19 protein-coding genes and 2 rRNA genes are annotated in these 23,416 nt (G+C 70.8%); 12 read left to right on the top strand and 9 right to left on the bottom strand.

The genetic code is table 11. The annotated features are described in order from the left end of the window. Both ACIF83_RS00005 and rrf read left to right on the top strand, forming a co-directional pair. Positions 1–74: ribosomal RNA gene (locus ACIF83_RS00005) — 23S ribosomal RNA — on the top strand; the annotation flags it as partial. A gap of 85 nt (positions 75–159) precedes the next feature. After that, positions 160–276, top strand: a 5S ribosomal RNA gene (rrf, locus tag ACIF83_RS00010). 88 nt (positions 277–364) lie between these two features. Here rrf and ACIF83_RS00015 read toward each other — a convergent pair. The 5 genes from ACIF83_RS00015 to ACIF83_RS00035 are packed head-to-tail and all read right to left on the bottom strand — an operon-like array spanning position 365 to position 6,035. Next, positions 365–1,675, bottom strand: a complete 1,311-nt coding sequence (locus ACIF83_RS00015; protein ID WP_393463674.1) for a DUF58 domain-containing protein — start codon at positions 1,673–1,675, stop codon at positions 365–367. Continuing rightward, complete coding sequence (locus ACIF83_RS00020) at positions 1,675–2,664, bottom strand: AAA family ATPase (protein WP_393466865.1); 990 nt, start codon at positions 2,662–2,664, stop codon at positions 1,675–1,677. Before ACIF83_RS00020 ends, ACIF83_RS00015 begins: the two co-directional genes overlap by 1 nt. Continuing rightward, on the bottom strand, positions 2,664–3,860 hold the full coding sequence (locus ACIF83_RS00025) for a DUF4350 domain-containing protein (protein WP_399722336.1): 1,197 nt from the start codon (positions 3,858–3,860) through the stop codon (positions 2,664–2,666). The genes ACIF83_RS00020 and ACIF83_RS00025 overlap by 1 nt, the downstream gene beginning before the upstream one ends. Then, positions 3,857–4,639, bottom strand: coding sequence for a DUF4129 domain-containing protein (locus tag ACIF83_RS00030; protein ID WP_399722339.1), 783 nt, complete (start codon positions 4,637–4,639; stop codon positions 3,857–3,859). The genes ACIF83_RS00025 and ACIF83_RS00030 overlap by 4 nt, the downstream gene beginning before the upstream one ends. Before the next feature lie 4 nt (positions 4,640–4,643). Continuing rightward, complete coding sequence (locus tag ACIF83_RS00035) at positions 4,644–6,035, bottom strand: glycerophosphoryl diester phosphodiesterase membrane domain-containing protein (protein ID WP_399722342.1); 1,392 nt, start codon at positions 6,033–6,035, stop codon at positions 4,644–4,646. Between the two features lie 140 nt (positions 6,036–6,175). Between ACIF83_RS00035 and mtnA the strand changes: the two genes are divergently transcribed. The 7 genes from mtnA to ACIF83_RS00070 all read left to right on the top strand — a co-directional run bounded on the left by mtnA (position 6,176) and on the right by ACIF83_RS00070 (position 15,267). Then, a complete protein-coding gene (gene mtnA / locus ACIF83_RS00040) occupies positions 6,176–7,318 on the top strand; it encodes an S-methyl-5-thioribose-1-phosphate isomerase (protein WP_399722345.1) in 1,143 nt (380 codons plus the stop codon). Positions 7,319–7,650: 332 nt separating this feature from the next. Continuing rightward, positions 7,651–8,340, top strand: a complete 690-nt coding sequence (gene mtrA / locus ACIF83_RS00045; RefSeq protein ID WP_187279108.1) for a two-component system response regulator MtrA — start codon at positions 7,651–7,653, stop codon at positions 8,338–8,340. Between the two features lies 1 nt (position 8,341). Continuing rightward, on the top strand, positions 8,342–10,435 hold the full coding sequence (mtrB, locus tag ACIF83_RS00050) for an MtrAB system histidine kinase MtrB (protein ID WP_399722349.1): 2,094 nt from the start codon (positions 8,342–8,344) through the stop codon (positions 10,433–10,435). Further along, positions 10,425–12,269, top strand: a complete 1,845-nt coding sequence (locus ACIF83_RS00055; RefSeq protein ID WP_399722352.1) for an LpqB family beta-propeller domain-containing protein — start codon at positions 10,425–10,427, stop codon at positions 12,267–12,269. Before mtrB ends, ACIF83_RS00055 begins: the two co-directional genes overlap by 11 nt. A 186-nt stretch (positions 12,270–12,455) precedes the next feature. Then, positions 12,456–13,313 carry a ComF family protein gene (locus ACIF83_RS00060; RefSeq protein ID WP_393463694.1) on the top strand — a complete coding sequence of 286 codons (858 nt, stop codon included), beginning with the start codon at positions 12,456–12,458 and terminating at the stop codon, positions 13,311–13,313. A 313-nt stretch (positions 13,314–13,626) separates the two neighbouring features. Next, a complete protein-coding gene (hpf, locus tag ACIF83_RS00065; RefSeq protein ID WP_393466868.1) occupies positions 13,627–14,316 on the top strand; it encodes a ribosome hibernation-promoting factor, HPF/YfiA family in 690 nt (229 codons plus the stop codon). Between the two features lie 204 nt (positions 14,317–14,520). Beyond that, positions 14,521–15,267 (top strand): response regulator, encoded by a 747-nt coding sequence (locus ACIF83_RS00070; RefSeq protein ID WP_393463697.1) that lies wholly within the window; start codon positions 14,521–14,523, stop codon positions 15,265–15,267. A gap of 3 nt (positions 15,268–15,270) precedes the next feature. Here the strand turns inward: ACIF83_RS00070 and ACIF83_RS00075 are convergent, their stop codons facing one another. Then, positions 15,271–16,473, bottom strand: a complete 1,203-nt coding sequence (locus ACIF83_RS00075) for a winged helix-turn-helix domain-containing protein (protein ID WP_399722355.1) — start codon at positions 16,471–16,473, stop codon at positions 15,271–15,273. A 63-nt stretch (positions 16,474–16,536) separates the two neighbouring features. Then, entirely contained in the window at positions 16,537–17,109 is a 573-nt protein-coding gene (locus ACIF83_RS00080) for a GNAT family N-acetyltransferase (protein WP_393463702.1), read from the bottom strand. A 253-nt stretch (positions 17,110–17,362) separates the two neighbouring features. On the opposite strand from ACIF83_RS00080, the gene secA reads away from it, so the two are divergent. Next, a complete protein-coding gene (gene secA / locus ACIF83_RS00085; protein ID WP_393463705.1) occupies positions 17,363–20,173 on the top strand; it encodes a preprotein translocase subunit SecA in 2,811 nt (936 codons plus the stop codon). Positions 20,174–20,297: 124 nt separating this feature from the next. Here secA and ACIF83_RS00090 read toward each other — a convergent pair whose 3' ends face one another. Next, positions 20,298–20,783, bottom strand: a complete 486-nt coding sequence (locus ACIF83_RS00090) for an Rv3235 family protein (RefSeq protein ID WP_398139060.1) — start codon at positions 20,781–20,783, stop codon at positions 20,298–20,300. Positions 20,784–21,073: 290 nt separating this feature from the next. Between ACIF83_RS00090 and ACIF83_RS00095 the strand changes: the two genes are divergently transcribed. Further along, entirely contained in the window at positions 21,074–21,586 is a 513-nt protein-coding gene (locus ACIF83_RS00095) for a DUF6912 family protein (protein WP_399722360.1), read from the top strand. 59 nt (positions 21,587–21,645) lie between these two features. Next, on the top strand, positions 21,646–22,314 hold the full coding sequence (locus ACIF83_RS00100) for an HAD family hydrolase (RefSeq protein WP_393463714.1): 669 nt from the start codon (positions 21,646–21,648) through the stop codon (positions 22,312–22,314). A gap of 130 nt (positions 22,315–22,444) precedes the next feature. Here ACIF83_RS00100 and ACIF83_RS00105 read toward each other — a convergent pair whose 3' ends face one another. Then, positions 22,445–23,011 (bottom strand): DJ-1/PfpI family protein, encoded by a 567-nt coding sequence (locus tag ACIF83_RS00105; RefSeq protein WP_393463717.1) that lies wholly within the window; start codon positions 23,009–23,011, stop codon positions 22,445–22,447. Positions 23,012–23,416: the final 405 nt, after the last annotated feature.

A 23,416-nucleotide genomic window follows, 5' to 3' on the forward strand; every position in this document is an offset into this window, starting at 1 on the left:
GGTTGATAGGCCAGATATGGAAGCCCGGTAACGGGTGGAGTTGACTGGTACTAATAGGCCGAGGGCTTGTCCATTGATGCTCGCGTTCACTGTGTTGGTTCTGAAACCACGAACAGCCCCGCTGTGACAGGCGGTGTGGCGTTCACAGTTTCATAGTGTTTCGGTGGTCATAGCGTGAGGGAAACGCCCGGTTACATTCCGAACCCGGAAGCTAAGCCTCACAGCGCCGATGGTACTGCAGGGGGGACCCTGTGGGAGAGTAGGACGCCGCCGAACAAATTTTGGGAAAACCCCCGCATCTTCGGATGCGGGGGTTTTCTGCGTTCGGGGTCTATTAACCCCCGAAGGGGCGGAAAGAGGTAGATCAGAGCCGGCCTGCCGCCTTCAGAGCGAGATACGCATCGGCCAATGCCGGTGCCAGATCGTCCGGCGTCGCGTCCACGACCGTCACTCCATGACGACGGAGTTGTTCCGCCGTGCGCTGACGTTCGCTCTGCGCCTGCGCGGCCGCGGCTGCTTCGTACACCGCCTCGGCGTTGCCCCGGGCCTGGGCCATCTGGGCGATATGCGGATCGGCCACCGAGGCGACGAGAACCGTATGGCGCTGGGTGAGCTGGGGGAGTACGGGCAGTAGACCCTGCTCCACCGGTGCCGCGTCGAGCGTCGTGAGCAGCACGATCAGGGAGCGTCGAGGAGCCGTACGAAGAGCAGTCGCCGTGAGGCCGCGGGCGTCGGTTTCGACGAGTTCCGGTTCCAGCGTTGCCATCGCGTTGACCAGGGACGGCAGGACATCGCCGGCGGAGCGGCCCTGGACCAGGGCGCGGATCCGGCGGTCGTAGGCCAGCAGGTCCACGCGGTCGCCGGCGCGGGAGGCGAGCGCTGCGAGAAGCAGGGCCGCGTCCAGGGAGGCGTCCAGACGGGGGATGTCGCCCATGCGGCCGGCCGAGGTGCGGCCGGTGTCGAGGACCAGGAGGATGTGACGGTCGCGTTCGGGTCGCCAGGTACGGACGGCCACTGTGGACTGGCGGGCGGTGGCACGCCAGTCGATCGAGCGGGTGTCGTCGCCGGGGACGTACTCGCGCAGGCTGTCGAACTCGGTGCCTTCACCGCGGGTCAGGACGCTGGTGCGGCCGTCGAGTTCACGCAATCGGGCCAGTTTCGACGGCAGGTGCTTGCGGCTGGTGAAGGGGGGCAGGACTCGTACCGTCCACGGGACCTTGTGGGTGCCCTGACGGGAGAAGAGACCGAGGGGGCCGTAGGAGCGGATCGTCACGCGGTCGGCCTGGCGGTCGCCGCGGCGGGTGGGGCGCAGTCGGGTCGTGACCCGCCGACGTTCGCCGGCCGGGACGGTGACGCGGTGGCGCGAGCTCTCGACCTCGGTGCCGGGCCGCCAGCTGCTGGGCGGCCATGCGTCCCGCAGGCGGGCCCGCAGAAGGCGGCCGGTGGGATTCGTGATCGTGAGTGTGACGTCGGCGGATTCGCCGAGGCGTGCGGAGGTGTCGCCGGAGCGGGACAGGACGAGCCGTCGTACGGGTGCCGCGAGTGCGAAGTCGCAGGCGCAGGCCAGGGCCAGGGGGCCGTTGACCGCGAGGATGCCCGTCCAGCCGGGTTCCAGGATGCCGACGGGGATCGAGCCGAGGGCCGCGACGAGAGCGGCGCGTCCGGTGAGCGCCATCAGCGGGGGACCGGGACGTGGGCGAGGATGGCATTGATGACGGAGTCGGCGGTCACGCCTTCCATCTCGGCTTCGGGGCGCAGCTGGACGCGGTGGCGCAGGGTGGGCAGGGCGAGCGCCTTCACATCGTCGGGGATGACGTAGTCGCGGCCGGTCAGCCAGGCCCAGGCCCGCGAGGTGGCGAGCAGTGCGGTGGCGCCGCGCGGGGAGACGCCGAGGGTGAGGGACGGCGACTCGCGGGTGGCGCGGCAGATGTCCACCACGTAGGCCGTGATCTCGGGGGAGACGGTCGTCTTGGCGACGGCGGCGCGGGCTGCGTCGAGGTCGGCCCGACCGGCGACCGGGCGGATGCCTGCGGCGTGCAGGTCGCGCGGGTTGAAGCCCGAGGCGTGGCGGGTGAGGACGTCGATCTCGTCCTGCCGGGAGGGCAGAGGGACCGTCAGCTTGAGGAGGAAGCGGTCCAGTTGGGCCTCGGGGAGGGGGTAGGTGCCCTCGTACTCGACCGGGTTCTGGGTCGCGGCCACCAGGAACGGTTCGGGCAGCAGGCGCGGGGTGCCGTCGACCGTGACCTGGCGTTCCTCCATGGCTTCCAGCAGGGAGGACTGGGTCTTCGGCGGGGTGCGGTTGATCTCGTCCGCCAGAAGGAGGTTGGTGAAGACCGGGCCGGGCTGGAAGGAGAACTCTGCGGTGCGCGTGTCGTAGACGAGGGATCCGGTGACGTCGCTCGGCATCAGGTCGGGAGTGAACTGGACGCGCTTGGTGTCGAGTTCGAGCGCGGATGCGAGTGCGCGGACGAGCAACGTTTTGGCGACTCCGGGGACTCCTTCAAGGAGAACGTGTCCGCGGCAGAGAAGGGCGACGACGAGGCCGGTCACGGCGGGGTCCTGGCCGACCACGGCTTTGGCGATCTCGGCGCGCAGGGCTTCCAGGGAGGCCCGGGCGGCAGCCGAGTCCCCGGTGTTCCCGGCGTTGTCAGTGGTCGGGTCCATCATGGACGGCGTACCTCTCTTTCGAGGGCGTCGAGTTGGTCGGTGAGTGCGATGAGGGCCGCGTCGTCACCGGGCGGCGGTCCGAAGAGCAGTGAGTGCAGGGCCTGTCCGTCGCCGTTGAGGTGCGCGGACAGGGCGGGGAGCAGAGCTTCGGGCGCGTGCGCCTGGGCGACGGGGACGCCGACGAGGGGGGCGAGGCGCGTGCGGGTGGTGGAGCGAAGAGCGGCGGCCGCGCGGTCACGGGCGTTGGCCTTGCGGTAGAGGCGGGCACGGCCTTCGACGGTTTCGGAGGCGCGGATCGCGACGGGGAGTTTCTCGGGCACGAGGGGACCGAACCGGCGTGCCCGCCAGAAGGCGGCGAGGGCTGCGGCGATGAACAGCTGCAGGGTGCCCCAGAGCCAGCCCGAGGGGAGCAGGTCGAGGAAGCTCTTCCGTTCGCCGGTGTCGGCGGCGGAGACGTCGGAGAGCGAGGGGAGGTACCAGACCAGATGGGGGCGGGAGCCGAGGAGTTGGAGGGCGAGCGAGGCGTTGCCCTGTTCGTCGAGGCGCTTGTTGAAGAAGATGTCGGGCGCGCCGAGCACGATGGTGTCGCCGTTCCCGGAGGCCGCCGGAAGGCGGAGCAGGGTGGCGAGGCGTTCGCTGGGGTAGCAGGAGTCCGCGTCGAGGTGCGTGGTGGTGTAGCGGATGCCGCCGGTGTCGGCGCTGCCCGCGCGCCGGGCTTCGGGCAGGGTGCAGTCGGGGGTGAGCGTCGACTCGAAGCTGGTGGCGGGGTCCGCGGTGACCCCGGGGGCGAGTCGCTCGACCGACGAGCTGCCGGCGGCGACGAGGACGGTGCGGCCGCCGGAGTCCGCCATGGCCGAGTGCAGCCTGGTCTGTTGACCGGGCGTCAGAAGGTCGGGTACGGCGACGAGAAGTGTGGTGTCCGGGCCGGCGGCGGTGCGTGCCGCGCCGAGCGAGGTGACCACGCGTGTGGAGACGCCCCGGTCGGCGAGGAGTTCGGCGACGGCGCGGCTGCCGTAGGGGTCGGCGGAGCGCGGGTCGAGTTCGCCGTGCCGGGTCTGGGAGCGGACGGCGGCCATCGCGACGGCAGCGATCAGGATCAGCCCGACGGCGAGGGCGATGCCTCGCCCGTGAGTCCAGATCTGGCGGGCCGTGGGCGACGCCGAGGTGCTCGGCAGCGTGGCCTCGGCGGTCATTCGGCGGCCCCCTGGCTGGTGTCGTGGGCCGTGCTGGTGGCGTTGCCGGCGAGGACCGGCCGGGTGCGTTCCAGGTCGCGGTCGAGTTCGGCGATCCGCTGGTACGACTGCTCGCTCGCTCTGCGCCCGCCGTATGTGACGTCGTCGAACTCCCGGGCGGCGGAACGCAGTCGGTCCGTGTGCGCGGGGAGAGTGCGGCCGGCCTCGGCGGCGGCTTCGTCGGCGGTGCGGCCGGGCCGGACGTCGAGCAGGGTTCGCTCCTCCAGGGAGCGGACGATGGCCCGCATGCGTTCCTGGACGGCCTGGTTCCAGTGGCCCTGGGCGGCGTGTGCCTCGCCGGCCGCGCGGTGTTCGGCGGCACTGCGGGGGCGTTCGTCGAACAGGGCTGCGGTGGAGACCGGTTGGCGGCGCGGGGTGCCCAGGCGCCACCACAGGGCGGCCAGCACGGCGACGACGAACAGGACGACGACGAGCAGGCCGAGCGTGCCGCCGGGTGTCGCGGCGGCGGCTGTGCTGAACAGCTTGTCCAGCCAGTCCCAGAAGGCGTTCAGGGCGCGCTGGAGCAGGCTGGGGTCGTTCTCGTGGTACATCCGCTTGGACAGCTCACGGCGCGCCGCCTCCCGTGCGGGACCGCGCGGGATGGTCACGGGCGGCTCGTCGCCCGAGCCGCCGGCCGCCAGGACCGTGGTGTGTGCCGCGTTCAGCAGGCCTCGTACGGCCGATCCGGCGGCGCCCGGCAGGGCCGGGGCCGCCGTGAGAACTCCCCCCGTCGGGCTCACCGCATCAGCTCCCCGGGACGGGGCCGGGGGCGCCGGTGCCGTAGTCCTGGACGCCGGCGGCGCGGGCCAGTTCGAGGTCGAGGGCCTCGCGGCGGATGCGCTGGTCGATGTACAGGAGCACGGTGACGCCCGCGTTGATCGGGAGCGTGATCATGGTGCCGATCACCGAACCGATGCCGCTGATGATCAGGAAGCTCCAGCCGGGGCTCTGGGCGTCGGGGGCGAAGAGGCCCCCCATCCCGTCGCCGCTGACGGCGGCCGCGATGAGGGCGAAGGGGATCACGACGAGCGACGAGACGATGTTGGCGATGAGCCCGGCGAGCAGCTGGATGCCGAGGACGCGCCACCAGGAGCCGCGGACCAGCTTCGCGGAGCGGCGCATCGACTTCACGACGCTCTGCCGCTCCAGCATCAGCGCGGGCGAGGCCAGGGAGAAGCGGACCGTCAGCCACACCGCGACGACGGCCGCGGCGACGAGGCCCAGGACGACGACCGCGATGCCTGCTCCCTCGTTTCCGCCGGCGACGGCGACGAGGATGCCGGGCAGTGCGCCGCAGAGCAGCACACCGAAGGTGATGAGGCCCAGCAGGAGGAGCAGGCCGAACAGCTTCGGCACCTGCGAGCGGGCGTCCCGCCAGGCTTCAGCGGTGCTGACCGGCTTGCCGAGGACGGCGCGGCTGGTGACCGTCGTGAGCAGGGCGGTCGCGACGATGGTGCCGACGACGGTGATCACCGCCACGAGACCGGTGCCGGCCATCACGGCGCCCACGGCCTGGAGTATCTCGCTCGGCGTGGCGCTGCGGTCGTTGAGGGCGCTGGTGGTCTCACTGTCGTTCAGCACGAGGCCCTGCAGGAGGATCACGCTCAGCTGGGTGAGGACCGAGACGGTGAGCGAGATGCCGAGGACCGTGCGCCAGTAGGTGCGCATGGTGGAGACGGCACCGTCGAGGATCTCGCCGACGCCGAGCGGGCGCAGCGGGATCACGCCGGGTTTGGCAGCGGGCGGGGGACCGCCCCAACCGCCGCCCCAGGCTCCGTAGCCGCCGGGGGTGCCGTAGCCGCCGGGAGGGCCGCCGTACGAGCCGCCTCCGTGTCCGCCGGGCTGTCCGCCGCCGTACCCGCCGCCCCAGCCAGGACCGGGCGGTGGAGGTGGCGGCGCCTGGCCGGGGCTCGGGGGCCCCGTAGGCGCGGACCACTGGCCGGGTGGCGGCTGTTCCTTGGACCACTTCGGGCCTGTGCCCTGCGGGTCTGTGCCCTGCGGGTCTGTGCCAGGCTGCGCGGCCGGCTCGGCGGGGCCGGGACGGTCGGTGGGCTCGGCGGGGCCGGACGCGCCGGGTTCCCGCCCGTCGGGCGACGGGGCGGATCCGGGCGAGGCCCAGCCCGGAGTGTCTGTCATCGATGCTCCTCTACGGTGCCCGTCCGCGGTCGCGACGGCAGGTTGGCAGACATCGTGCCATGGGGTGGTCATCGCGTGACCGGCCGCGGTAGGGGCTGGACACCTTCAATTGTCCGCCGGATACGGGGCAGACTGACCGCATGGCTGATCAGTACGCGCAAACCGGCGAGGACAAGCGGCCGACCGAGATCCCTGTGCTCCGATGGGAGGAACCACCCGAAGGTCCTGTACTGGTCCTTCTCGACCAGACGAGGCTGCCCGGCGAAGAGGTCGAGCTGGTGTGCACGGACGCGCCCGCGCTGGTGGAGGCGATCCGTTCGCTCGCCGTGCGCGGGGCGCCGCTGCTCGGGATCGCGGGGGCGTACGGCGTCGCCCTCGCCGCCGCGCGGGGCTTCGACGTGGAGGAGGCCGCGCGGGCGCTCGAGGGTGCCCGGCCGACCGCCGTGAACCTCTCCGTCGGGGTGCACAGAGCCGAGTCCGCCTACCGCGCGGCGCTCGCGAGCACCGGCGACACCACCGCGGCGGCGACGGCCGCGCTGACCGCCGCGCGGACACTGCACCAGGAGGACGCCGAGGCCAGCGCCCGGATGGCCGCGCACGGCCTGGCGCTGCTGGACGAACTGCTGCCGGGCGGTGGGCAGCGGATCCTGACCCACTGCAACAGCGGATCGCTGGTGTCGGGCGGGGAGGGCACGGCGTTCGCGGTGGCTCTCGCAGCGCACCGTATGGGGCGGCTGCGGCGGCTGTGGGTGGACGAAACGCGTCCGCTGCTGCAAGGCGCTCGTCTGACGGCGTACGAGGCGGCTCGCCACGGCATGGCGTACACCTTGCTCACCGACAACGCGGCCGGTTCGCTGTTCGCGGCGGGTGAGGTGGACGCGGTGCTGATCGGGGCGGACCGGATCGCGGCCGACGGTTCGGTGGCGAACAAGGTGGGGAGCTATCCGCTCGCGGTGCTCGCGCGGTACCACCATGTCCCGTTCATCGTGGTGGCGCCGGTGACGACGGTCGACCCGCAGACGCCGGACGGGGCGTCCATAGAGGTCGAGCAGCGCCCGGGTTTCGAGGTGACCGAGGTCAGTGCGCCCCAGGTGCCGGTGACGGGAGCAGGAGGCGGGATTCCGGTGGCGCCCCTGGGGACCCAGGCGTACAACCCGGCGTTCGACGTGACTCCGCCCGAGTTGGTGACGGCGATCGTCACCGAGGAGGGGGCTGTTTCTCCTGTGACGGCCGAGGCACTTGCGGAGCTGTGTGCCAGGTCGCGCCAGGTGACGGTCAACTAGTGCCGTGGTCCTCCCAGTCCTCCGCGCAGAATCCGGCCTCGCTGACTACGGCGCCCTCGGCTCTGGTGGCCCGCACGGGTAGTGCCCCTGGCGGGTGGCCGGTACTTCGTCGTTCAATGCGACCGCCCGTTCACCCCTCCCGGCCATCATGGGGTAGTTCATGTGGCACATCGCCGTACGGCCGACCTCAACGGTGGGTGCGCGAGGTGGTCGACATCCGTTACTGACATCAATGTCGGCGGACGAGGGCAGACAGTGACGGGCTCCTACGACTATCGTCACGAGGCCGTGACCTGCCTCACCAGGGCGCCTGTCGCTGTTATGAGAATGGGATGATGTCGTTTATGAAGGGACGAGTCCTTGTCGTCGACGACGACACCGCACTGGCCGAGATGCTCGGCATCGTGCTGCGTGGTGAAGGTTTTGAGCCGTCTTTCGTAGCTGACGGCGACAAGGCGCTGGCCGCTTTCCGTGAGTCCAAGCCCGACCTGGTGCTGCTCGACCTGATGCTGCCCGGCCGGGACGGTATCGAGGTGTGCCGCCTGATCAGGGCGGAGTCCGGGGTGCCGATCGTGATGCTCACGGCCAAGAGCGACACCGTCGACGTCGTCGTGGGCCTGGAGTCGGGCGCCGACGACTACATCGTGAAGCCGTTCAAGCCGAAGGAGCTGGTGGCCCGGATCCGGGCGCGGCTCAGGAGGTCGGAGGAGCCGGCGCCGGAGCAGCTCACCATCGGTGACCTGGTCATCGACGTGGCCGGGCACTCGGTGAAGCGGGACGGGCAGTCGATCGCGCTGACCCCGCTGGAGTTCGACCTGCTGGTCGCGCTGGCCCGCAAGCCGTGGCAGGTGTTCACGCGTGAGGTGCTGCTCGAGCAGGTGTGGGGCTATCGCCACGCCGCTGACACGCGGCTCGTCAACGTGCACGTCCAGCGGCTGCGCTCCAAGGTCGAGAAGGACCCGGAGCGGCCGGAGATCGTGGTCACCGTCCGTGGTGTCGGTTACAAGGCCGGACCGAGCTGACATGTCCGGGGACAGGACCGCTTCGGCTCCCGGCCGCTCCGGGGCCCGTCCGGGGCGGCCTGTCGGCCGGAAGGCGGCGGGTTCGGGCTGGGGACGCTTCTTCGAGGGCGGGCTGCTGCAGGGCGGGGTCCAGGGCAGCCCGGTCGTCCGCCTGTTCATGCGCTGGGTGCGCCGTCCGTTGCTGCCTGTCATGCGGCTGTGGCGGCGCAACATCCAGCTGCGGGTCGTCGCCACGACGCTGCTGATGTCGCTGGGTGTCGTCCTGCTGCTGGGCTTCGTCGTGATCGGGCAGGTGCGCAACGGCCTCCTGGACGCGAAGGTGAAGGCGTCGCAGAGCCAGGCCACCGGCGGGTTCGCGGTGGCCAAGCAGAAGGCCGACGAGGCCGCCAGCGGCACGGGTACCGGCAGCGGCGACGGCACCGAGACGGCCGACGGACGGCAGTCGCAGAACGTCATCCCGTGGATGAGCGATCTCGTGGACTCGCTCTCGAGCGGTGGTGCCGGTGCCTTCGACGTCGTGACGCTCCCTGTGGGTGACGACAGCGGCGGCGGGCGCAGCCCGCGCGGCTCCGGAAACGTCGACCCTTCCTCCAGCGTGCCCACCGATCTGCGCGACCGGATCAACAGCAGTACGACGGCCGCCCAGAGCTACACCCGGATCGTCTACTCCAACGGCAAGGAGTCCCAGCCGGCCCTGGTCATCGGCAAGCAGGTCAACGACCCCAACGGCCATCCGTACGAGCTGTACTACCTCTTCCCGCTCACGCAGGAGGAGAAGTCGCTCAGTCTGGTCAAGGGCACGCTGGCAACTGCTGGGCTCTTCGTCGTCGTACTCCTGGGCGCCATCGCCTGGCTGGTGGTGCGGCAGGTCGTCACTCCGGTGCGGATGGCCGCCGGGATCGCGGAGCGGCTGTCCGCCGGGCGGCTGCAGGAGCGGATGAAGGTCACCGGCGAGGACGACATCGCCCGTCTGGGCGAGGCCTTCAACAAGATGGCGCAGAACCTCCAGCTGAAGATCCAGCAGCTCGAGGACCTGTCGCGGATGCAGCGGCGGTTCGTCTCCGACGTGTCGCACGAGCTGCGTACGCCGCTGACGACCGTACGGATGGCCGCCGACGTCATCCACGAGGCCCGCGAGGACTTCGATCCGGTGACCGCGCGGTCGGCCGAGCTGCTCGCCGACCAGCTGGACCGGTTCGAGTCGCTGCTCGCGGACCTGCTGGAGATCAGCCGCTTCGACGCGGGTGCCGCGGCGCTGGAGGCCGAGCCGATAGACCTCAGGGAGGTCGTGCGGCGGGTCGTCGGCGGCGCCGAGCCGCTCGCCGAGCGCAAGGGCACGCACATACGCGTCGTCGGTGACCAGCAGCCGGTCGTCGCCGAGGCCGACGCCCGGCGGTTGGAGCGCGTACTGCGCAACCTCGTCGTCAACGCCGTCGAGCACGGCGAGGGCAAGGACGTCGTCGTCAAGCTGGCCTCCGCGGGCGGCGCGGTCGCCATCGCGGTGCGGGACTACGGCGTCGGACTCAAGCCCGGCGAGGCGACCCGCGTCTTCAGCCGCTTCTGGCGGGCCGACCCGGCACGTGCGCGTACCACCGGCGGTACGGGCCTCGGGCTGTCGATCGCCCTGGAGGACGCCCGGCTGCACGGCGGCTGGCTGCAGGCCTGGGGCGAGCCGGGTGGCGGCTCGCAGTTCCGGCTGACGCTGCCGCGGACCGCGGACGAGCCGCTGCGCGGCTCTCCGATACCGCTGGAACCGAAGGACTCGCGGCGCAACCGCGGGCTCGACGACGCCGGCCTGCCCCGTGGGGGCGAGGAGAAGCGGGCGACCGTTCCGGTGCAGCCGGGCGGCGGCCAGGTGCCGCCGATGCCCGCGCGCGCCCCGATCGCCCCACGTCTGGCCTCCGCCACCCCGGCCGCCGACCCGACCGCGCTGCCCGGCAACGGCGCGCGCGTGGTTCCCCGGCCCACCGGGGGCGCCCGGCGCCCGGACGACAGGCCCGCGGCCGGTCCGGCATCCGACACACACGCGGGCCGTCCGGATCCGACCGGGCCCAAGGACTCGACCGAGCCAGGGGAGGCATTTCGTGGGCGCTGACCGCGAGGGGGGCGTCCGGCGCAGGCCGGGACGCGCGGTGGCCTACGCGGCCTGCGGAGCCGTGCTGCTGGCGGGATGTGCCTCGATGCCCGACAGCGGGGATCTGCGGGACGTCGAGTCCACGCCGCGGCAGGACACCGGGGTGCGCGTGTTCGCCATGCCGCCCGCCGAGGACGCCGAGCCCGGCGAGATCATGCAGGGCTTCCTGGAGGCCCTGACCAGCGACGATCCGCAGTACGACACCGCCCGCAAGTACCTGACCGCCGATGCCGCGCGCAGCTGGCGGCCGGAGCGGTCGGCCACCGTCCTGGCGAACGGGCCGAGTGCCGTGCCCGGCCAGCAGCATCCCGGCGGCCGGGATGCGACCGACAGCGGCAGCCTCACCTACGTCCTGACCGGCAGCATGGTCGCCACGGTTGGCGCGCAGCAGGCGTACAAGCCCGCCGCCGGGGCCTACAGCGAGAAGGTGCACCTCACCAAGGACGCCAAGAGCGGCCAGTGGCGCATCGACGCGCTGCCCCAGGGCGTGGTGATGGGAAAGTCGGACTTCCAGCGCAACTACACGTCCGTCAACAAGTACTACTTCGCCTCCACCACGACGGTCGGGGCGACCGGGCAGCCGGTGGCGGTCGCCGACCCGGTGTTCGTCCGCAGCACGGTGGACCCGATGACCCAGATGGTGCGGTCGCTGCTGAGCGGGCCGACCAGGTGGCTCCGGCCGGTGGTCAGGTCCAGCTTCCCAACCGGTACGGCCCTGCAGGAGGGCGTGTCGGGGCTGACTCCGGACGACCAGAACAGGCTGACGGTGCCGCTGAACTCCAAGGTCTCCCGCGCCGGGTCCGCCAAGTGCACGGAGATGGCGACCCAGTTGCTGTTCACGCTGCGGAACCTGACGCCGACGCTGGAGTCGGTCGAGCTGCAGGGGCCCGGCGGGCACCGGCTGTGCGACCTCACCGAGCAGCGCGCCGAGGCCGCCGCCTGGCACGCCTCGGCCCAGAGCCCCGAGTACCTGTACTTCCTCGACGGCAAGCACCGCCTGGTGCGGCTGCCCACCGGGAGCGCGGGGACCAGCGCCGTTCCGGTGCCGGGCCCGCTGGGGGAGGGCGAGAAGGAGCTGCAGTCGGTCGCCGTCTCACGGGACGAGCACACCGTGGCCGGCATCGGTGCCGACGGGAAGGCGCTGTACGTGACCTCGCTGGCGTCGGGCGGTTCGCTCGGGGAAGCGGTGGTCAGCAGCCAGGGTGCGACCGCGACCGACCGGCTGACCACGCCGAGTTGGGACGCCCGTGGCGACCTGTGGGTGGCCGACCGCGACCCGCGTCATCCGAAGCTGTACGTCCTCGAACAGGGCGTCGGCAAGCCGGTGGAGGTCACCATCCCGGACCTGCGCGGACGCATCCGCGACGTGCGGGTGGCCGCTGACGGGGTGCGGGTGGCGCTGGTCGTGGAGAAGGACGACAAGCAGCAGTCCCTGCTCATCGGCCGGATCGAGCGGGACGACAAGTCGGAGGCCCGTCCCGCGGTCCTCGAACTGCGCTCCGCCGCCCCCGATCTGGAGCAGGTCACGACCATGTCCTGGGCCGGGGACAGCCGGCTGGTCGTGGTCGGCCTGGAGCAGGGGGGCGTGCATCAGATGCGGTACGTCCAGGTCGACGGCTCCACTCTGGACGGTCCGGCGCCCGCGGCCCTGTCGGGTGTGAAGGCGATCGCCGCGTCCGAGGACGAACGGGTGCCGCTGGTGGCCTACTCGGAGGACGGGATCGTACGACTGCCGTCCGGGGCTCAGTGGCAGAAGGTGGACAAGGACGGGACAGCGCCGGTCTATCCGGGCTGAGAACCCTGTCGTACGGGGACGTCCGCCTCGCGTGGACGTCCGTCCTGCGCGGACACCTGTTCCGCAGGCATGTCCATATGGCCGTCACCCGTGTGGGTGATGGTCAGTGGGCGTTGTTCCGGGCTGTCCACAGGGCGTTTTCCACAGGGGTGGCAGGCCGTCCCGGGCGTTGGCACAGTGGTGGACATGCGGGGGTTGTGGCGGGACCTCACCGACCTGGTGCTGCCAGCCGACTGCGCGGGCTGCGGGGCACCTCGTACGGAGCTGTGCCCGCGGTGCCGCACCGCACTGGGCGGAGCCGCGCCGCGCCGGGTGCGGCCGGTGCCGGAGCCGCCCGGGCTGCCGGTGGTGCATGCGGCGGCTCCCTACGCGGGGGAGGCGCGGGCTCTCCTCCTCGCCCACAAGGAACGCGGTGCGCTGGCGCTCGCGGGGGCCTTGGGCGCGGCCCTGGCGGGGGCCGTGCGGGCGGGCCTCCGGCCGGGTGGGCCCACGGGACGGTGGGGCTCCGGGAGCGTGCTGCTCGTCCCCGTGCCCTCCGCCCGGTGGGCCGTGCGCGCTCGTGGGCACGATCCGGTACGGCGGATGGCGCTCGCGGCGGCCGGTGAGCTGCGGCGCACCGGGACACCGGCCCGGGTGGCCGCCGTGCTGCGGCAACGGCGAGCGGTGGCGGACCAGGCGGAGCTCGACGCTCGGCAGCGCCTGGAGAACGTCGCCGGCGCGCTGGAGGTGACGGCGGGCGGGGAGCGGCTGCTCACCGGGGGCCGTGTCGTGGTCGTCGACGACCTGATGACGACCGGAGCGACCCTCGCTGAGGCGGCTCGGGCCTTGCGGGTGGCGGTCGTATCACGCCGCAATGGGGGAACGGCTGTGTACGAGGCCGGAACTCGGGAAGGAAGGGGGGAACGACGGATCGGAGCACGGCCGGACAGGAAGAACTGGGTGCATGGTGCACCCGAAATAGTGGCGCCGAACGTCATCGGAGAGGCGCTCCACGCAGCCGTGGTCGCCGCTCCGAGGGATTCCTTTGAAATAAACAGGAACTGAGCACCTACCTGCATCGTTGCAGGTAGCGAGAGGGCCAATTCACCTGAACGGAGGTACGCCGCGGTAGAGGGTGACGACATCCGTCCGGGCGAGATATGTTCGGTTGTGAGGAAAGGCGCAGGCCACACCTCTCATATCCGAATGCTGTGCTGCGGGTTTTCCGCAATCACCCGCAGCGCTGGGGTGGAGATCTTGCCCATGGGGGAGGAGGAGGTGAAGTCACCGAGTCCGAGGTTCCGGGGCTCACCGGGACCTGGTGCAAAAGGGAGATGCTCCGCCGATGGAGCGGAGCGATCCGGGAACGGAGTTCTGCGTGGACATCGTCGTCAAGGGCCGCAAGACCGAGGTGCCCGAGCGGTTCCGCAAGCACGTGGCCGAGAAGCTGAACCTGGAGAAGATCCAGAAGCTCGATGGCAAGGTGATCAGCCTCGACGTCGAGGTGTCCAAGGAGCCCAACCCCCGTCAGGCCGACCGGTGTGACCGAGTGGAGATCACGCTCAGGTCCCGCGGTCCGGTGATCCGGGCGGAGGCAGCGGCCAGCGATCCGTATGCGGCACTCGACCTGGCGGCGGAGAAGCTGGACGCCCGGCTGCGTAAGCAGCACGACAAGCGATTCTCGCGCCGCGGCGCCCGCCGGATCTCGGCGGCGGAGGTTCCCGACCACGTCCCGGGCGTGGCGACGCTCAACGGCAACGGCCTCCCCGTCCACGAGGACGAGTCGGACGGAGTGCCGACCAGGAAGATCGGCTCGCTGGAGGTCAAGGGCGAAGGCCCCCTGATCGTCCGCGAGAAGACGCACGTCGCCTCCCCGATGAGCCTCGACCAGGCCCTCTACGAGATGGAACTGGTCGGCCACGACTTCTACTTGTTCGTCGACTCCGAGACCAAGGAACCGAGTGTCGTCTACCGGCGGCACGCCTACGACTACGGCGTCATCCACCTCAGCACTGAGGCGATGGTCGCTGAGGCACCCCCGGCGGCAGGGGGCACGCTGGGTGGCTGACCCACCCGGCCGAAGCTGAGCCGGTGCCCCTGGATGCGCGCGTGCGCCCCCAGGGGCACCCGTGTGCGACCACTTCGCGCCCCGCTCGTCACCTCGGCGTCGTCCGGGCATGAAATCATGACCACACCGGCCCAACCGGTGGGCCGCTGCCTTGGGTTGGCGATGGCACAGGACCACAGGCCACAGCCTTCAGGGGGAGGAACGATGGCGGACACCTTCGGACCGATGCGAGGCGATGACGCGGGCGGCGATGTCATCGGCATGGGCCCGGACCCGGGCTCTTCACGCCAGGAGCCGATCCGAGTCCTGGTCGTGGACGACCATGCGCTCTTCCGCCGTGGCCTGGAGATCGTGCTCGCGGCCGAGGAGGACATCCAGGTCGTCGGCGAGGCGGGAGACGGCGCCGAGGCCGTCGACAAGGCCGCGGACCTGCTGCCCGACATCGTGCTGATGGACGTACGCATGCCCAAACGCGGCGGGATCGAGGCCTGCACCTCCATCAAGGAGGTCGCCCCCAGCGCGAAGATCATCATGCTGACGATCAGCGACGAGGAGGCCGACCTCTACGACGCGATCAAGGCGGGAGCGACCGGATACCTCCTCAAGGAGATCTCCACGGACGAGGTGGCGACCGCCATTCGTGCCGTGGCCGACGGGCAGTCGCAGATCAGCCCGTCCATGGCGTCCAAGCTCCTCACCGAGTTCAAGTCGATGATCCAGCGCACCGACGAACGCCGGCTGGTGCCCGCGCCACGGCTGACCGACCGCGAGCTGGAGGTCCTCAAGCTCGTCGCCACCGGGATGAACAACCGGGACATCGCCAAGGAGCTGTTCATCTCCGAGAACACCGTGAAGAACCACGTCCGCAACATCCTGGAGAAGCTGCAGCTGCACTCCAGGATGGAAGCGGTGGTCTATGCGATGCGGGAGAAGATCCTCGAGATCCGGTAGCTGCTAGCCGAGAAGGCCTGCGAGTTCCCTGGTGAGGGGCTCGCGGAGCTCGGGTGCGTCCACCCGTTCCACCCTGACGTCCGTGCAGTTCACCCAGGTCGCCGCCTCGATGAGGGCCTGTGCCACCGCCGGGACGGCCTTGGGGCCCTCCAGGGAGACCTGCCTGGCCACCAGGGTCCTGCCCTCGCGGGCCGGGTCGACACGCCCGACCAGCAGACCGCCCGCCAGCACCGGCATCGCGAAGTAGCCGTGGATCCGCTTCGGCTTGGGGACGTAGGCCTCCAGGCGGTGGGTGAAGCCGAAGATCCGCTCCGTGCGCGCCCGCTCCCAGATCAGCGAGTCGAACGGGGACAGCAGCGTGGTGCGGTGACGGCCGCGCGGCGGTGTGGCGAGGGCCGTCGGGTCCGCCCAGGCAGGCTTGCCCCAGCCCTCCACCTCGACCGGCACCAGACCCGAGTCGGCGATCACCGCGTCGACCTGCTCGCCCTTGAGACGGTGGTAGTCCGCGATGTCCGCGCGCGTGCCGACGCCGAGGGACTCGCCGGCCAGCCGGACCAGTCGGCGCACGCACTCGGCGTCGTCCAGCTCGTCGTGCAGCAGCGCGTCCGGGATCGCGCGCTCAGCGAGGTCGTACACCCGCTTCCAGCCGCGGCGCTCGACGCACACCACCTCGCCGTACATCAGCGCGCGCTCCACGGCGACCTTGGTGCCCGACCAGTCCCACCAGTCGTTGGTCTTCTTCGCGCCGCCCAACTCCGTGGCCGTCAGCGGGCCTTCCGCGCGCAGCTGCTTGACGACCTGGTCGTAGGCGCCGTCGGGAAGCTGGTGGTTCCAGTGCGGGCGGTTGCGGTAGGCGCGGCGGCGGAAGGCGAAGTGCGGCCACTCCTCGACCGGGAGGATGCACGCCGCGTGCGACCAGTACTCGAAGGCATGCGGTCGTGCCGGATGCGCGCCGATGGGTGCAGGCTTCCAGTACGCCGACTCGACGGTCTTGCGGCCGACCGCGCCGAGGCGGGCGTACGGGATCAGCTCGTGGGAGCGGGCGAGGACCGAGATCGTGTCGAGCTGGACCGCGCCGAGATGGCGGAGCACCCCGCGGACACCGGCCCGCCGGTCGGGCGCACCGAGGAAGCCCTGGGCCCGAAGGGCGATCCGGCGGGCGTCGTCCGCGGTGAGGGTGGTGGTGGGGCGCGGCAGGGTCGTCATGCGTCGGACGATAGGGGGTGGCACTGACAGTGCGGGATGACCTGCGGTTTCGTCCGGGCGGGGTCAGGTACGGGCGGGCAGGTACGGCGCCGTCGACGGCAGGCCGAGGTCCGACGGGAGCAGGGAGCCGACCCAGCAGTCCCGGCGTACCCCCTTGTTGTTGATGGCCGAGCGCAGCGTGCCCTCGATGGTGAAACCGGAGCGCTCCGCCACCGCGCGCGAGGGACCGTTTCCGACCTCCGCGCGCCATTCCAGGCGGTCGACGGACAGTGCGAGGAAGGCCCAGCGGGCGGCGGCGAGCGTGGCCTCGGTGATGTAGCCGCGGCCGCGGTGCTCCTTCACGGCCCAGAATCCGACCTCGCCGACGCCCAGGGCGCGCATGGTGATCCCCAGCATCCCCGCCAGCTCCCCTTCGGGGAGGAACACGCCGAACGTGTACATCGAGTCGTTCGCCCAGCCGTCGGGCACCATCTGCCCGGTGAAGCTCTCCGCGTGCTCGCGCAGGTAGGGCGACGGGAACTGGGAGATCCAGCGCTGCAGGTCGGGGTCCTGGGCGGCCGCGTACACAGCCTCGGTGTCGTCAGGGCCGACGGTGCGCAGCACGAGACGGTCGGTGGGGAGGGTGACGGGTTCCATCGGCTGATTCTGCGTGGGTGGCACGCGCTGCGCCAGTGCTTTTCGCCGTGTGTGAGCGGGTGATCACATTTCGCGCAATTCCTTGCCGCGGAGCGGCACTATCCGCAGGGCCCGCCCGTTGTCCAGGGTGAAGCAGCCGTCGGGCCGCCGGGCCTCCCGGCGCAGCCAGGTCCTCGCATACGATGGCCGTTGCTCAGTACGTCAGAAGGAAAACCGACCGTCCCAGGCCCGACCGGCAAGGAGACCAGCCCCCGTGTCCGTCCTCTCGAAGATCATGCGTGCAGGCGAAGGTAAGATCCTGCGCAAGCTGCACCGCATCGCGGACCAGGTCAACTCCATCGAAGAGGACTTCGTCGACCTCTCCGACGCCGAGCTGCGTGCCCTCACCGAGGAGTACAAGCAGCGCTACGCCGATGGTGAGAGCCTGGACGACCTGCTCCCCGAGGCGTTCGCCACCGTCCGCGAGGCCGCCAAGCGCGTCCTCGGCCAGCGGCACTACGACGTGCAGCTGATGGGTGGCGCCGCCCTCCACCTCGGCTACGTGGCCGAGATGAAGACCGGTGAGGGCAAGACCCTCGTCGGCACGCTGCCCGCGTATCTGAACGCCCTGTCCGGCGACGGCGTCCACCTGATCACGGTCAACGACTACCTGGCCGAGCGCGACTCCGAGATGATGGGCCGCGTCCACCGGTTCCTCGGCCTGTCCGTCGGCTGCATCCTCGCCAACATGACGCCGGCCCAGCGCCGCGAGCAGTACGAGTGCGACATCACGTACGGCACGAACAACGAGTTCGGCTTCGACTACCTCCGCGACAACATGGCGTGGTCCAAGGAGGAGCTCGTCCAGCGCGGCCACAACTTCGCCATCGTCGACGAGGTCGACTCCATCCTGGTCGACGAGGCCCGTACGCCGCTGATCATCTCCGGCCCGGCCGACCAGGCCACCAAGTGGTACGGCGACTTCGCCAAGCTCGTCACGCGCCTGAAGAAGGGCGAGGCGGGCAACCCGCTCAAGGGCCTGGAGGAGACCGGCGACTACGACGTCGACGAGAAGAAGCGCACGGTCGCCATCCACGAGGCCGGCGTCGGCAAGGTCGAGGACTGGCTGGGCATCGACAACCTCTACGAGTCGGTGAACACGCCTCTGGTGGGCTACCTGAACAACGCCATCAAGGCCAAGGAGCTCTTCAAGAAGGACAAGGACTACGTCGTCATCGACGGCGAGGTCATGATCGTCGACGAGCACACCGGCCGTATCCTCGCCGGCCGCCGCTACAACGAGGGCATGCACCAGGCGATCGAGGCGAAGGAAGGGGTGGACATCAAGGACGAGAACCAGACGCTCGCCACGATCACCCTGCAGAACTTCTTCCGCCTCTACGGCAAGCTCTCCGGCATGACCGGTACGGCCATGACCGAGGCCGCCGAGTTCCACCAGATCTACAAGCTCGGCGTGGTCCCGATCCCGACGAACAAGCCGATGATCCGCAAGGACCAGTCGGACCTGATCTACCGCACCGAGGTGGCCAAGTTCGAGGCGGTCGTCGACGACATCGCCGAGAAGCACGAGAAGGGCCAGCCGATCCTCGTCGGCACGACGTCCGTCGAGAAGTCGGAGTACCTCTCCCAGCAGCTCAGCAAGCGCGGCATCCAGCACGAGGTGCTGAACGCCAAGCACCACGAGCGCGAGGCCTCGATCGTCGCCCAGGCCGGCCGTAGGGGCGCCGTGACGGTGGCCACCAACATGGCCGGCCGTGGTACGGACATCAAGCTCGGCGGCAACCCCGAGGACCTCGCCGAGGCGGAGCTGCGCCAGCGCGGCCTCGACCCCGAGGAGCACATCGAGGAGTGGGCGCACGCCCTGCCCGCCGCCCTGGAGAAGGCCGAGCAGGCGGTCAAGGCCGAGAAGGATGAGGTCGAGGAGCTCGGCGGCCTCTACGTGCTCGGTACCGAGCGGCACGAGTCGCGGCGTATCGACAACCAGCTGCGCGGTCGTTCCGGCCGTCAGGGCGACCCGGGTGAGTCCCGCTTCTACCTGTCGCTGGGCGACGACCTGATGCGCCTGTTCAAGGCCCAGATGGTCGAGCGCGTGATGGCGATGGCGAACGTGCCGGACGACGTGCCGATCGAGAACAAGATGGTCACGCGCGCGATCGCGTCCGCTCAGTCGCAGGTCGAGCAGCAGAACTTCGAGACGCGTAAGAACGTCCTGAAGTACGACGAGGTGCTCAACCGGCAGCGCGAGGTCATCTACGGCGAGCGCCGTCGCGTCCTGGAGGGCGAGGACCTGCACGAGCAGGTGCAGCACTTCACGGACGACACGATCGACGCGTACGTCAGCGCGGAGACCTCCGAGGGCTTCCCCGAGGACTGGGACCTGGACCGGCTGTGGGGTGCCTTCAAGCAGCTCTACCCGGTGAAGGTCACCGTCGAGGAGCTGGAGGAGGCGGCCGGCGACCGGGCGGGTCTGACCGCCGAGTTCATCTCCGAGTCCATCAAGGACGACATCCGGGAGCAGTACGCGGCGCGTGAGGCGCAGCTCGGCTCCGAGATCATGCGTGAGCTGGAGCGGCGGGTCGTGCTGTCGGTCCTCGACCGCAAGTGGCGTGAGCACCTCTACGAGATGGACTACCTCCAGGAGGGCATCGGCCTGCGCGCGATGGCGCAGAAGGACCCGCTGGTCGAGTACCAGCGCGAGGGCTTCGACATGTTCACCGCGATGATGGAGGGCATCAAGGAGGAGTCCGTCGGCTACCTGTTCAACCTGGAGGTCCAGGTCGAGCAGCAGGTCGAGGAGGTCCCCGTCGAGGAGGCCCAGCCGGTCGCGGAGGGTGTCCAGGACACGGTCCCGGCGCAGGCGGGTGCGCGTCCGGAGATCCGGGCCAAGGGACTGGACGTTCCGCAGCGGCGGGACCTGCACTTCTCCGCGCCCACCGTGGACGGTGAGGGCGGCATCCTGGAGCGCGACCTCGAGGACGACGAGCCTGTGCGGTCCGAGTCGGACGGCCTGACGCGTGCGGAGCGGCGTCGGCAGGCGAAGGGCGGGCGGCGCCGCAAGAAGTGAGGTGCGGCGTCAGCCGTTGAATGAGGGCCGGGTCTCCTGTCGGGGGCTCGGCCCTTCGGCTTGTTCTGCGGCTGTGCCGCTCGGGGTACGGCGGTGCGGCTGTCCGTAGCCGTGCAGGGGCTCGTCAGGCCTCGTCCGTGTGCGGGCGGCCCGGAATGCCGAGTTCTACCGCTGTGCAGCGCCAGCGATGGTCCGGGCCCTGTTCGAGGCGGAAGGCCAGGGCGCGGCGTTGGTCGCCGGCCGCGATGCGGGCGAAGACCTCGAGGGCGCCGGCGCGGGCGACGTAGTAGCCGATGTCGTCCACGACCGGGCGGGTGCCGTGGGCGCGCAGAGGGCCGTGCTCGGCGAGGCGGGCGAGGTCGTCGTAGGCGCGGCCCGCGGTGTGCCGGAGCATCCAGTGGACGGGGCGCTGACCGCTCAGGACGGCCAGCAGACGGTCGGCGAAGAGGTCGGTGGGCCTCGGCTGCGCCACGGCCGTCCCCGGTGTCGTACGGGCCCTGCCGCGGGCGGGGTTGCGTGGTGGTGCGGTGCCGGGTCGGCGGGAGTCGTGGCGGGTCGGCGGGCGGTGGCGCGGGCGAGGCTGGGGCTTGCGGCTCATGACCTTGTTCATTGGAGTCCCCGTTCGGTCGGCCCGGTTGATACCGGGCGGTAACTCGCTGGTGGGGATCTTGTACGGGGGTGGGAGCGGCCGTCGCAAGGAAGGCTGGGCGGGTGGCGAGGGGCGGAAATGTTCACCTATCCGGGTGGTGAGGGGATGAGGAAACCCCGTGGTTGAGCCGCGGAGCAGGGTGAGGTGCGGGGCGCCGGGTGGACGCGGCCGGGGGTGTGGGCGGGGACTCGAAAGGGGACGGGCGCACGTATCCTGAAGGCCCGTCGGTGACCAGGAAAGAGCGGCCAGCCATGCGCGTCTACGTCCCCCTGACCCTCCCCGGTCTCGCCGAGGCGCACAAGACGGGTGAGCTGGGGACCGGCCCGTTCGTCGCGTACGCCGTCACGCCCGCATTGCGTGAGTGGTACCTCTCCGACGACATCGAGGAGCTGGAGTACGCGGCACTCAGCCGCGCCGCGCTGGCTTCGCTGCGGCTGCTGGCAGCCGATCCGGGTGCCGTACGGCGCCGCGTCGTGGTCGCCGTCGACGTGTCCGACGGTGCCGCCACGGCGGACCCCGGCCGTGGGCTCGATCCGGCCGCGCTCGGCGAGGTGACGGTGACCGGCACGGTGGCGCTCGCGAAGGCGGCGGCGGTGCATGTCGACGCCGACGACGCCGAGGAGGACGTGACCGCGGCCGCTCAGGCGCTGGAGGCGGCCGACGGCGGGGACGACGACGCGCAGTTCGTCGTGGACGAGACCGACGATCACGAGCTGCTGTGGTTCGCCACGCAGGAGATTCCCAACCTGGTGGACGGGGTCTGAGCGGGCCTCGGGCTGTCCGCCCGCCCTGATTGTCAGTGGGGGCGGGTACGGTTTTCGGCATGGGGATGCACGGAAGCGCGCACATCGTCTGGGACTGGAACGGGACCCTGTTCCATGACAATGACGCGATCATCGGGGCGACGAACGCGGCCTTCGCCGAGCTGGGGCTGGCGCCGATCACGCTGGAGGAGTACCGGGCGCTGTACTGCGTGCCGGTGCCGAAGTTCTACGAGCGGTTGCTCGGACGGCTGCCCACGGATGCCGAGTGGGAGCAGATGGACGGGGTCTTCCATCGGTACTACACGGAGCACCGGGTCCGCTGCGGGCTGACCGCGGGGGCGGCCGAGCTGCTCGCGGGATGGCGGTCGGCGGGGCACAGCCAGTCGCTGCTGAGCATGTACGGGCACGAGGAGCTCGTGCCGCTCGTGCGAGGGTTCGGGATCGAGGCCCACTTCATACGGGTCGACGGGCGTACGGGGCCGTCCGGTGGCAGCAAGGCCGAGCACATGGTGCGGCATCTGGAGGCGCTGTCCGGTGCGGTGGAGGTTGCGCGGACCGTGGTGATCGGTGATGCCGCGGACGATGCGGTTGCCGCGCGGTATGTGGGGGCGGGGGCTGTGCTGTACACCGGGGGGTCGCACAGCCGGGCCAGTCTCGAGGAGGCCGGGGTGCCCGTGGTGGACACGTTGGCCGAGGCTGTGGCGGAGGCGCAGCGGTTGGCGGCGTGAGCGGCGTCTGAGCGGCGCCCGGTGTCGGTGCGGGCCGGGGCCGCTCACCGGCGCTGACAGGGTGCCGCTGCGCCCACGCTCACCCGGGCTCTCGGCTTCGTTCGGGCAGCGGACCCCCGTCCCCCAGCGCTCAGTTAACCGGCGCCTTGGCCCTGAGTACCTTCAGGAACTCTCGCATCCACGCCGGATGGTCCGGCCAGGCTCGCGAGGAGACCAGGGTGCCGTCGACCACCGCTTCGCTGTCCTCGAAGTGGGCTCCGGCGGTCTGCATGTCCAGTTCCAGGGCCGGGTACGCCGTGACGCGGCGGCCGCGGAGGGTGTCGATCGCGGCGGTGAGCAGGGGGCCGTGGCAGATCTGTGCGACGGGCTTGTCGGCGTCGAAGAAGGCCTTGAGGATCTTGCGCAGTTCGGGGTCGTTGCGCAGGTACTCGGGGGCGCGGCCGCCGGGGATGACGATCGCCGCGTACTGACCGGGGTCCACCTCGGAGAAGGCGAGGTCGGCGGGCCAGGTGTAGCCGGGTTTCTCGGTGTAGGTGTCGTAGCCGGGCTCGAAGTCGTGGACGACGAAGCGGAGCGTCTTGCGGGTGGGGGCCGCGATGTCGACGTCGTAGCCTTCCTCGCGCAGACGCTGGTAGGGGTAGAGGACTTCCAGGGACTCCGCTGCGTCGCCGGTGATGATGAGGATCTTCGCGGGCATGTCGGCTCCTCCGGGGCGGCACTGTCCCCTCCACGGGGGACGGGCACTGTTGCAGGCAACGTGCCTTCCCAGGGCGTGCCTGCCAAGAGGGCCCGTCGCTTTCAGGGTGCGTCCCGCGGCGTTCGGGCGCGACCGGATACGCCACCTGCCACCGTCCCGCCCCTGTGCAGAACGTCAAACTTCGGGCCCCTGTTTTGTACACATACGGCTCATGACGGGCCCCGGGTAGGGAGCGATAGCCTTGTGGCGTGATCAGCGCGATATCTCGCGGGGGCGATCCTGCTCCTGCCCTGCGCCCGGGTTGCACGGAACACCTCCGTGACCGGGCGGCGGTCGCTGGTCCTCGCGGGCGGGACGGGGGCGCGGAAGCCCCCAGGACGCCGATGACGGCCCCGGAAGCGGCGG

This window comes from Streptomyces sp. NPDC085866 (assembly GCF_044541035.1).
GTDB lineage: Bacteria > Actinomycetota > Actinomycetes > Streptomycetales > Streptomycetaceae > Streptomyces.